11 protein-coding genes and 1 pseudogene are annotated in these 9,953 nt (G+C 63.2%); all 12 read right to left on the reverse strand.

Annotated elements, in window-relative coordinates:
• A partial coding sequence (gene eutB / locus CW267_RS28740; protein ID WP_165787481.1) for an ethanolamine ammonia-lyase subunit EutB occupies positions 1 to 317 on the reverse strand: 317 nt, incomplete at its 3' end.
• An 11-nt stretch (positions 318 to 328) separates the two neighbouring features.
• A complete protein-coding gene (gene eutA / locus CW267_RS28745) occupies positions 329 to 1,732 on the reverse strand; it encodes an ethanolamine ammonia-lyase reactivating factor EutA (protein WP_044649550.1) in 1,404 nt (467 codons plus the stop codon).
• Positions 1,729 to 2,961, reverse strand: a complete 1,233-nt coding sequence (gene eutH / locus CW267_RS28750; protein ID WP_008803853.1) for an ethanolamine utilization protein EutH — start codon at positions 2,959 to 2,961, stop codon at positions 1,729 to 1,731. The genes eutA and eutH overlap by 4 nt, the downstream gene beginning before the upstream one ends.
• Before the next feature lie 199 nt (positions 2,962 to 3,160).
• Positions 3,161 to 4,348: an ethanolamine utilization ethanol dehydrogenase EutG gene (eutG, locus tag CW267_RS28755; protein WP_100781385.1), complete on the reverse strand. Its 1,188-nt coding sequence runs from the start codon at positions 4,346 to 4,348 to the stop codon at positions 3,161 to 3,163.
• A complete protein-coding gene (eutJ, locus tag CW267_RS28760) occupies positions 4,338 to 5,177 on the reverse strand; it encodes an ethanolamine utilization protein EutJ (RefSeq protein WP_072122197.1) in 840 nt (279 codons plus the stop codon). The genes eutG and eutJ overlap by 11 nt, the downstream gene beginning before the upstream one ends.
• A 9-nt stretch (positions 5,178 to 5,186) precedes the next feature.
• On the reverse strand, positions 5,187 to 6,590 hold the full coding sequence (locus tag CW267_RS28765; RefSeq protein ID WP_008803850.1) for an aldehyde dehydrogenase family protein: 1,404 nt from the start codon (positions 6,588 to 6,590) through the stop codon (positions 5,187 to 5,189).
• An 11-nt stretch (positions 6,591 to 6,601) separates the two neighbouring features.
• Complete coding sequence (gene eutN, locus CW267_RS28770; RefSeq protein WP_012540924.1) at positions 6,602 to 6,889, reverse strand: ethanolamine utilization microcompartment protein EutN; 288 nt, start codon at positions 6,887 to 6,889, stop codon at positions 6,602 to 6,604.
• A 128-nt stretch (positions 6,890 to 7,017) separates the two neighbouring features.
• On the reverse strand, positions 7,018 to 7,308 hold the full coding sequence (eutM, locus tag CW267_RS28775) for an ethanolamine utilization microcompartment protein EutM (RefSeq protein WP_000387720.1): 291 nt from the start codon (positions 7,306 to 7,308) through the stop codon (positions 7,018 to 7,020).
• A gap of 38 nt (positions 7,309 to 7,346) precedes the next feature.
• Complete coding sequence (gene pta / locus CW267_RS28780; protein ID WP_012540923.1) at positions 7,347 to 8,363, reverse strand: phosphate acetyltransferase; 1,017 nt, start codon at positions 8,361 to 8,363, stop codon at positions 7,347 to 7,349.
• On the reverse strand, positions 8,353 to 9,162 hold the full coding sequence (gene eutT / locus CW267_RS28785) for an ethanolamine utilization cob(I)yrinic acid a,c-diamide adenosyltransferase EutT (RefSeq protein ID WP_012540922.1): 810 nt from the start codon (positions 9,160 to 9,162) through the stop codon (positions 8,353 to 8,355). The genes pta and eutT overlap by 11 nt, the downstream gene beginning before the upstream one ends.
• Entirely contained in the window at positions 9,159 to 9,848 is a 690-nt protein-coding gene (gene eutQ / locus CW267_RS28790; RefSeq protein WP_008803846.1) for an ethanolamine utilization acetate kinase EutQ, read from the reverse strand. The genes eutT and eutQ overlap by 4 nt, the downstream gene beginning before the upstream one ends.
• Positions 9,826 to 9,953 (reverse strand): annotated as a pseudogene (locus CW267_RS28795) (ethanolamine utilization protein EutP); the annotation flags it as partial. The gene eutQ and the pseudogene CW267_RS28795, both read right to left, overlap by 23 nt.

Consider the following 9,953-nt stretch of genomic DNA (forward strand, 5'->3'; position numbering starts at 1 on the left):
GTGACCTCGTCGTTGAGCACGTATTCGCGCAGGTCGCTGATGGTCCAGTGTTTGATCCGCTGATAGGCGGTTTCGTTCACGTCATCCTGGATCAGGCGCGTCACGCAATCCTCCTCATAGGGGATCACCGGGTTATTGCGGATATCGGCCACCGTCATATCGGAAAGCACCTGCTTGGCGGCCACGCGCTGCTGCGAACTCTCCGCTGCCACGCCCGCCAGCACATCCCCCGAACGCAGTTCGTTGGCTTTCGCCAGCACCTCTTTAACATCCTTAAACTGATAAACATTGCCGAACAATGTGGTCTTTAGTTTCATAAGTCGTTCCCTCAGGAAGGAAATGCGAGTGATTTCACCGTCACCGGCACAACCGATCCGCCAAAAAGAGGCGTACCAATGTCGATATAGTCCCCCGCCCGGACGCTCACCTCATCGATGACCGCCAGCGGAAGGTGTGGAAGCTGCGGCCGCAGCAGCATGCCCAGCGCTTTGCCAAAATCCTGCTCGGCCACCAGCAGCAGCGGACGCGGATTGGGAAAGCGGGCGACAAACGCCAGCAGGGCGTCAATTACGGTCAGTAAGGTGGCGTAGCGCACCGGAAGTGAAGCGGGAAGCGCCAGCACGTAAGCGTCCGCCTCGGGGGCCAGATCGAGCTGCGTCAGCGCCTGCCGCCAGGCGTTCGGCAGATCGGCGGCATCCTGCGGGATAGCCACCGGCAGATTGCGCAGCGGCAGTTGAACCCTCTCCAGCCAGATGGTGCTCCCGGACAGGGACAGCGTATGCGCCCCGGCGCCAATCACCGTGGCGCGCACGGTTTGCGTCGGAAACTGCACGTTCATTTCACGCAGGCGCGGATGCTCGTGCAGGGCCGTGGCCAGCAGCGGCCCGATATCGGAAAAACAGAAAGGATCGGCGGGTTGATGGCGGTAGCACTCCCCCACTCCGCCGGAAAGAGTAATCACCTCCGGCTGAACACCCGCAGGCAGTACTTCGGTTTGCATCAGCCCCTGCGCCAGCGGTGAGAGCCTGCCGTCGATCACCTCAACGATCAGCCCCGCCATCCGGCGCGCCACCTGCGCCAGCTGACCCGCAGTCAACGATAAAGCATCGGTTCCCGGGCCGAATACCGCATCGACAATCCGCTGTCCTGGCGAGTGCGCGTGGACCACGCGCCCCTGAGCGTCGGTTTCCAGCAGGCGGCCGCCGACGTTGAGGCAGGCGGTGGCGCTGAGGTTACCGGCGTCAAACAGGGCATAGTTCGAGGTACCGCCGCCAATATCGATATTAAGCACCCGGCACATCCGCTGCCGGGACAAGGTCTGCGCCCCGGCGCCGTGTCCGGCAATGACAGACTCCAGGTGCGGCCCGGCGCTGGCGACGACAAAATCGCCCAGCGACTGCGAGAGCGCCATCACCGCCGGGCGGGCATTGCGGGTTTTCGCGCTTTCACCAGTGATGATGATCGCCCCGGAGTCCACCGCTTGCGGGGCAATACCGGCGGCCCGGTACTGAGCCAGAATCAGCGCCTCAAGCTCGGCCTCTTTCAGTTCTCCCTGCTTATCAACCGGCGTAAAAAAGACCGGGCTTTGCCAGCTAATGTCGCGTTTGATGAATTCGTAGCGCGGCACCTGGGAGACCGCCGCGCGGTTCACCAGCTCGAGGCGCGAGAAGATCACCTGCGTGGTGGTGGTGCCGATATCAATACCGACGCTCAACAGCTGGCGCGTGTTCACGAGTGCGCCTCCGCTTCGGTGTTGGCAGGCGCCGGTACGTTTTCATCTTTTGGCACCAGCAGCATCGCCACGCCAATCGCGGTAACGCCGCCGACCAGCTTGCCGACGATCATCGGGAAGATCATGGCGTTCATGTTGGCCGCCGCAAAACCGAGATGGTCGCCGAGGGCGAACGCCGCTGACACTGAGAAGGCGCAGTTGATCACTTTTCCACGGGTATCCATCTGCTTCATCATGCCGAACATCGGGATATTGTTCGCGAGGGTAGCGACCATGCCGCCGGCAGCCATATTGTTGATTTTGAGGAGATTACCGACACGCATCAGCGGCTTTTCAAACCAGCGGGTCAGCAGGAGCACCATCGGGTAAGCGCCGAGCAGCACGCAGGAGATAGAGCCAATGACTTCGATGGCGCGCATCACCTCGCCGGGCTGGTCACCAGGCGCCATAAAGATCGGGTCGAGTCCTGGGATCAGCTCCCAGCCGAGCAGGAACTTGATCACCGCCGCCGCCAGGCCGATGGTGATCAGCGCCACGAGGAATTTGGCGAAGATCTGGAAGCCGTTGATCATTTTTTCCGGAATGAACTTCAGCCCCAGCGCCACCAGCACGGCGACGATGATCACCGGGATCATATTCATCAGGATCAGCGCGAAGGTAAACGCTACCGGCTGGCCGTTGATCTCCACCCCGGAATACATCGCCACCAGACCGCCGGCGATACAGCCGATAGGAATAGTGACAATGCCCGCCAGCACGCCGAGCGCCAGCCAGCGGCGATCGGCAGGTTCGATAATGCCGAGCGCCACCGGAATGGAGAACACAATGGTCGGCCCCATCATGGAGCCGAGGATCAGGCCCGAGTACATCCAGGCCGCCACGTCGCCGCCCGCCAGCTCTTTGGCGAGGAAGAAACCGCCCATGTCGCACGCCAGCAGCGTGCCGGCAAACATCGACGGGTTGGCGCCGAGCATCTCATACAGCGGGATAATCACCGGACCGAGCAGATGGGCCAGCACCGGCGCCAGGGCGGTCATCCCGACCATCGCCAGGCCCAGCGCGCCCATCGCCATAAACCCTTCTTCAAACTGACCGCCGGATCCCTCAATGCTTTTCCCCAGTTTGCCGAGAAAGCGCGCCGAGCCGCCGAACTGCGACAGGATCCTGTCCACGGCGGCAATCAGCATAAAGAACATCATGATGTACATGATGATTTCGTTAATTCCCATAGCCCTTACTCCCTGTCATTTATGATTGGTAGATACTGTGAATACGGGGACATTAGCCGCACTCGGGGAACTTTCCCGGGTCGCGGCGTGAACGCCTTACCCGGGCTACGGCATAGCAGACGGCTGTGATCCTGTAGCCCGGCTAAGCGCAGCGCGAGCCGGGAAAGCCACAGCCACACGCCTCCGGGAAAATCCGCATTTATTGCGCCGCCGCGTACAGCTCGATAATCTGCTCCCGGGTGGCGGTGCGTGGATTGGTGCGCAGACAGATGTCGTCCTGCGCCGCCTGTGCCCAGGTGGCGTAGTGCGCGGGCGTCGCGCCGGCATCCGACAGCCGCATCGCCAGACCGACTTCCGCAATCAGTTCGCGCACGGCGGCGATTGCCTCAAGGTCATCGGTTTTCCTGCCGGTCAGCGCCCGGCCGATCTGGCTGAAGCGCCCCCGGCACACCATACGGTTGAAGACCATCACCGTTGGCAGCAGCATGGCGTTGGCCAGACCGTGCGGAATATGCAGCGCCGCCCCCGGCTGATGCGCCATGGCATGGCATAGCCCCAGCCCGGCGCTGGAAAACGCCATCCCCGCCATGCAGGAGGCCAGCAGCATGTTCTCCCGCGCCGCCAGATCCTGGCCGCAGCCCACCGCTTTCGGCAGCGCTTCGCCGATCATGGCTATCGCCCCCATCGCCAGACTGTCGGTAAACGGCGTGGCGTGACGGGCGCTGTAGGCCTCGACGGCGTGGGTCAGCGCATCAATCCCGGTCATCGCCGTGACAGGCGGGGGAACGCCCTCAGTTAGGGCGGCGTCGAGGATCGCCACATCCGGCATCAGCGAGGCATGCGCCAGCACCTGTTTGCGTCCACTCACCGCATCGATAATCACCGTCACGTTGGTGGTTTCTGACCCGGTGCCGGCGGTGGTCGGCACCGCAATCAGCGGCAGACGTGGCTGTAATTCGCTGTGCTCCGTCATATCCCCCAGCGTCTGCTCAGGGTTGGCGACCAACAGCGCCACCGCTTTCGCCGCATCCAGCACCGAGCCGCCGCCGAAGGCCACCACGCCGTCGCAGCGCGCGTCCCGCAGCTGGGCGACCGCAGCGCAGACATCGGTGACGCAGGGTTCGCCGGCGGGACAGGGCCAGAGGGTCATAGCGACTCCTTTCATCGCCAGGCTACGCTCCAGCCCGGCGGTCATTCCCGCCTGATGGAGAAAACGGTCAACCATGACAAACAGATGCTTCAGGCCCCGGGCCTGCGCTTGCGGGCCGCAGGCCGCCAGCGCGCCGACGCCGTGCAGCGTCACCGGCGGAACGTTGAAGCTTTTCACTTGCTGAAGATTCAGCGTATCGAAGGCGTGGAACAGCGCCGTCTGCAGTTCAGCTTGCATAGATCCCCTCCGCTTTTTCCCTCCCGCTGTTGGCGATTGCCAGCGGGGTCATAAACAGGCTGTGCCGGGGTAAATGCACCTTCAGCGTCGGGAAACATTGGCAAAAAAGCGCCCTGACGCCCGGCTGCATGCAGGCGCCGCCTGCCAGCCACAAATCACTAATCCCTTGTCCGGTAATATGTCGGGCGACAATCTCAGCCATCTTCTCGTACACCGGTTTCACTACCGGCCAGATCTCTCCGGCATGGCGGCGCTTGTACTGCTCAGCCTCTTCCAGCCCGATGCCGCGATTCCCGGCCAGAGTCAGGGAGATATGGTGTCCGCCGGTGGCTTCATCCGCCGAATACGTCACCCTGCCCTGTTTAACGATGGCGATCCCGGTGGTGCCGCCGCCGATGTCCACCACCCCGGCATTATCGAGCTGCAGCAGATCCGCCACCGCGGTGGGCTCATCCAGCACATGACTGATCTCCAGCCCGGCGGACTCCAGGACGTTGATCGAAATGCGCGGATCGGTGCCGGGCGGAAACGAGGTCGCCGCATGCGTAAAGCGGCAGCCCAGCTGCTGTTCGAGGGTCGCGAGATGACGGCGCACGAGGGTGACGGCGCCGAAGAAGTCCCAGACGATGCCGTCGCGCACCACATCGGCCCAGTCAAGACATACCGCAACCGGCTGGCCATCACGGTCGACCACCATCGACACCACGTCGCAGGTACCTAAATCGATACCCAGCCACAGCGGCGATTCGCTGGCAGCGGGCGCCTGGTTACACAGAGCAGCGGCTTTTTGCAGTCTCGGCGAAAGCCAGCGTTGTTCGTCGTGCGCCATGTTCATCCCTTATACGATTCGAAACGCATCCACCAGCACGCAGCGGCGCAGACGAACGAAGGTCCGCGCGCTGGTCACCCCCTCCCCGGTTGGGGTGGTGATGGTCATGGTGGTCCAGCCCTCGCCGCCCAGCCCAAGCCCGGCGATGCACGGCCCGTTTTTGACGAAGATGCTGGTGTCGATGGCATTCGCCATCTGGTTCATGTTGTCGATGTTGCGCGAGTGCATCGCCGCCGTATGGTGGCAGCCGCCTTCCAGTTGCACCGCCAGGGCGATGGCCTCCTCGACGTTCGCCACCCGCACCACCGGCAGCACCGGCATCATCATTTCAGTCACCGCAAACGGATGGCTGGCAGGGGTTTCCACGAACAGCAGGCGGGTTTGCGCCGGCACCTGCAGGCCAATCGCCGCGGCGATTTTGCCCGCATCGCGGCCGACCCAGTCGCGGCTGACCGTGCCTTTGCCGCGCTCGTCGATATTTTTCAGCAGCAGCGGCTGGAGCTGTTCGGCCTGCGCCGCCGTGAGTTTCACCGCCTGCTGGCCTTCCATCAGGCGCATCAGTTCGTCGGCGACGCTATCGACCACGATCAGCACCTTCTCGTCGGCGCAGATGATGTTGTTATCAAACGAGGCGCCTTTGACGATCGCTTGCGCGGCGCGCGGCAGATCGGCGGTCTCATCCACCACCACCGGCGGGTTGCCGGCCCCGGCGGCAATCAGGCGTTTGTTGGTATGTTTGCGCGCCGCCTCGACCACTGCTTCGCCGCCGGTCACCACCAGCAGGCCGATGCCAGGGTACTTAAACAGCCGCTGGGCGGTGTCGATATCCGGGTTCGCCACGGTCACCAGCAGGTTGGCCGGGCCGCCGGCGGCCACTACCGCCTGGTTAAGCAAGGTGATCGCCCGCTGCGAGACCTGTTTCGCCGCCGGATGGGGGGCAAAGACTACGCTATTGCCGGCGGCAATCAGACTGATGGCGTTGTTAATCACCGTCGCCGCCGGATTGGTGGAGGGCGTGACCGAGGCCACCACGCCCCAGGGCGCGTTTTCAATCAGCGTCAGGCCGTTATCGCCGGTCAGCACCTGCGGAGTCAGACACTCCACGCCTGGCGTACCCCGTGCCTGCGCCACGTTTTTGGCAAACTTATCTTCAACGCGTCCCATGCCGGTCTCCGTCACCGCAAGCTCCGCCAGTTCACGGGCATGCTTTTCACCCGCCTCACGAATGGCCTGAATCACCTGCTGACGCATCGCCACCCGCTTTAATCCCTGCTGGGCCGCCGTTGCCGCCGCGACAGCGTCATCCAGTGAGGCAAAAACGCCCCTATCATGAACGGCGTCAGCAGGCTGACTGCTGTCTTTCATTTTCAGCAGTACCGCTTTCACTACCTGTTCAATGTCCTGTTGATTCATGATTTTTCACCCTACTTATGGAAGAGCACCTGACCATCGGCCGCAGCCTCATCCACGATGCCAATCACGCACAGATCGACCGGAGAGGCGCCCTGTGCGTGCGCCTGTCGCGCCGAGCTGCCGCTGACCAGCAGCACCCACTCCCCGCATCCCGCGCCGATGTTGTCGATGGCGACCGCGCATTGCCCGTCGGGTTCGCCGCGGGCATTGAGCATCTCCACCATCAGCAGTTTGTCGTGGGCCAGCCCTTCATGGCGTACGGTGCAGACCACATATCCGGTTACGACAGCCAGCTTCATGTCCATCTCCGCGTGTGATGTGCAGGCCGGAAAAGCGCAGCGCCATCCGGCATTCATGCCTTTTCATGGCCGGATAGCGACGCGCTGACGTCTCATCCGGCCCGAACTTTCCGGCACCCCCTCCCCCGTTAGATGTTGCTGTCACCCTTGAAGCTGATCGGGAAGACCTCTTCCAGATCGCCATGCGGGCGCGGGATGACATGTACAGAGACCAGCTCACCGATACGCTGAGCCGCCGCCGCCCCGGCATCCGTGGCGGCTTTGCACGCCGCGACATCGCCGCGCACCATGGCGGTCACCAGGCCGCCGCCGATCTGTTTCACGCCTACCAGCTTGACGCGGGCCGCTTTGACCATGGCGTCGGAGGCCTCAATCAGTGCAACCAGGCCCCGGGTTTCAATCATTCCTAATGCTTCCATTGTGTTTTCCTCTCATAAGGGGTCCTGAAGGGGACCATTCATTCAACCAGCGTGGACGAGTCGGGGATCCGGCTTGCGTCCGTCTGGCGCGGTACCGACGCCACCAGCGCCAGTTCGATAATTTCCTCTACGCTACAGCCTCGCGAGAGGTCGTGAAGCGGGGCGGCGAGGCCCTGGATCAGCGGCCCGATGGCGCGATATCCACCCAATCGCTGGGCGATTTTGTAGCCGATGTTGCCCGCCTCCAGCGATGGGAAGACCAGCACATTGGCCCGCCCCCGCAGCGGGCTGCCGGGCGCTTTGTGCGCAGCGACGTCCGGTACAAAGGCGGCGTCAAACTGCAGTTCGCCATCGACCATCAGCTGCGGCGCCCGCTGACGCACGATCTCCGTGGCCTGCTGGACGTTAGCCACACAGGGATGCCGGGCGCTGCCGTGTGTCGAGAAGGAGAGCATTGCCACCCGCGGCGCTTCGCCAGCGATCGCTTGCCAGGTCTCGGCGCTGGCAATCGCGATATCCGCCAGCTGCGCCGCCGTCGGCTGCGGCACCACGCTGCAGTCGGCAAACCCCAGCGGCTGGCCGGCATACTGCGGCAACATCAGAAACAGCGAAGAGAGCGTTTTACACCCCGGCTGCAGGCCGATAAGGCGCAGACCGGCGCGCAGCACGCTGGCGGTTGACGAGAGATTCCCGGCGATACACACCTCGGCCTCACCGCCGCTGACCATCGCCGCGGCGAACATCAGCGGGTCGGCCAGCTTGTCGACGGCGTCAGCGGGCGCTTTATCGCCGGCGCGCGCCTGCCAGGCGGCGGCAAACGCCTCGCGCATCGCCAGGTTGCTGTGCGGATCAATGATCTGCACTCCGGTCAGCGGCAGACGTTCGCCAAGGGCGAACTGCCGCAGCGCGAAGGGACTGGCGACGAGGATCGGACGCGCCAGGCCCTGCTGCTGCAGATAATGCGCCGCCTTCAGCACACGGACGTCCAGCGCATCCGGGAACACCACTCGGGCGGGGGCGCGCAGCGCCAGTTTGCGGCATTGGTCAATGATCATCTTCACCTCCCAGGTGCTGCTGCAGCTGGCTGAGGGTTGGCGGCGAATCCGTCACGCCCAGGATCATCATCACGTAGACCGCGCTGGAGAGACGGTTGAGCGCTTGCATAATATCGGCGCGCCGGACCGCAAATTGCGGCGTGATAAACACCTGCGCCGCGGTCACCTCCGCCTCGCGGACTTTGCCGCGCAGCAGATTAAGCAGCGCGACCTCGCGCCCATGGCGGGCCTCCGGCACCAGGTGATCGTGGCCCAGGAAGCGCAGCGGCTGATGGGACAGACGGTGTAACTGTCCCTCGCTGAATCCGGCTATCGACTGCGCCGCCAGCGGCTCCTCCAGCGCGTCGGCGCGCATGATGTTGCCCAGCCGCGAACGGATATCCATCAGCCACGGCTGCCAGGACTCCGCCAGTTCAATTTGCAGCCACACCGTCAGAGCGATGGTGCTGTCCAGCACCGCACGGAAGGCCAGCCGCGGATCGTTTTTCGCCACCAGGGTATCGGCCGTCAGGTGGGTCAGGGTGTCCGGCTTTTTATCCACCGGCTGGTGACAGAGCTCGCAGCAGGCCTGGGGCGGATGGTCGCGGCTGGTCAGGACATGCACCGGCTGCGGCGTCTGTTCGTCATCCTCGACAAACAGGCGCCCCTGGCGGTCGAGAAATTTGACCCGCAGATGCCGACTTTCCAGCAGCTCCCTCGCCGAGGGCGTCAGGCGAGCGTTGGCAGGAAGATGGATTTCACCGCCTTCGCTGAGCGTATGATTCGCTCTGAGCCACGCTTCGGTAATGAAATCGTTCATAGCGATTGCCAGTTTGCCGGCCAGGCGACGTACAGGAAGCGCACCGTCGACGGGGTACCGAATTCGATGCTGGCGCCTTTCGGGATAAACATGACGTCCCCTGCTTTGGCAATCAGCGTTTCCCCCTGATGGCGCACATGCAGCTCGCCCTCCAGCACCATATCGATTTCGTCGTAGTTCAGCGTCCACGGGAAGAAGGCGTTCTCCCACTGCATAAATCCGGCGGCCATGCTGCTGCCATCCTGGTCGGTCACCAGATCCGTTAAGCCAACGCAGTGCGGCTGGGCGCCGTCGAAGCGGCCAAACTTCACGCTGCTGCCGTCGATCACTTTGATGCCGCCTTTGCCGGTCACGGAGTCAAATCCTGGCTGCATCGCCTCCTGCTCCAGGGACTGCTTCTCCTTCATCACCTTTTCCATCAGCTGCGCCACCAGGCTTTCGGTAAACTGGCCTTCCGGCAGCTGCGCCAGGATGGTTTCGCGGATCCGCTGGCTTTCCGTTTTGTCGCTGTCCGCCGCTGTCGCCGCCGGCGCGGCGCCATCATCCTCGGTGATAGTGAATCCCAGCAGCTCGGCGACTTCGCGCGCTTCCGGGGTGATAATGCTGGCGCGCAGAACAACTGACATCGCCTGTTCGCCGCGCGCGTGGGCGGCACGAATATCGTTAGCGGTAATGAGTTTCTTCACCTGGCCCTTCCTCCTTTTGGCTGAGCTCACTCAAATAATTTTCCAGCGACGCGACGCTTTGCGGATCGCAACCGTTGAGGGCGAAAACCGGCGCCTGAAACCCCA

Source organism: Klebsiella sp. X1-16S-Nf21 (assembly GCF_002837615.1).
GTDB lineage: Bacteria > Pseudomonadota > Gammaproteobacteria > Enterobacterales > Enterobacteriaceae > Klebsiella > Klebsiella variicola.

What these genes read in the sequence shown, in the direction of transcription:
- eutH (WP_008803853.1), bottom strand. Translation starts at nt 2,961, where the DNA reads ATGGGAATTAACGAAATCATCATGTACATCATGATGTTCTTTATGCTG.
- eutG (WP_100781385.1), bottom strand. Translation starts at nt 4,348, where the DNA reads ATGCAAGCTGAACTGCAGACGGCGCTGTTCCACGCCTTCGATACGCTG.
- eutJ (WP_072122197.1), bottom strand. Translation starts at nt 5,177, where the DNA reads ATGGCGCACGACGAACAACGCTGGCTTTCGCCGAGACTGCAAAAAGCC.
- CW267_RS28765 (WP_008803850.1), bottom strand. Translation starts at nt 6,590, where the DNA reads ATGAATCAACAGGACATTGAACAGGTAGTGAAAGCGGTACTGCTGAAA.
- eutN (WP_012540924.1), bottom strand. Translation starts at nt 6,889, where the DNA reads ATGAAGCTGGCTGTCGTAACCGGATATGTGGTCTGCACCGTACGCCAT.
- eutM (WP_000387720.1), bottom strand. Translation starts at nt 7,308, where the DNA reads ATGGAAGCATTAGGAATGATTGAAACCCGGGGCCTGGTTGCACTGATT.
- pta (WP_012540923.1), bottom strand. Translation starts at nt 8,363, where the DNA reads ATGATCATTGACCAATGCCGCAAACTGGCGCTGCGCGCCCCCGCCCGA.
- eutT (WP_012540922.1), bottom strand. Translation starts at nt 9,162, where the DNA reads ATGAACGATTTCATTACCGAAGCGTGGCTCAGAGCGAATCATACGCTC.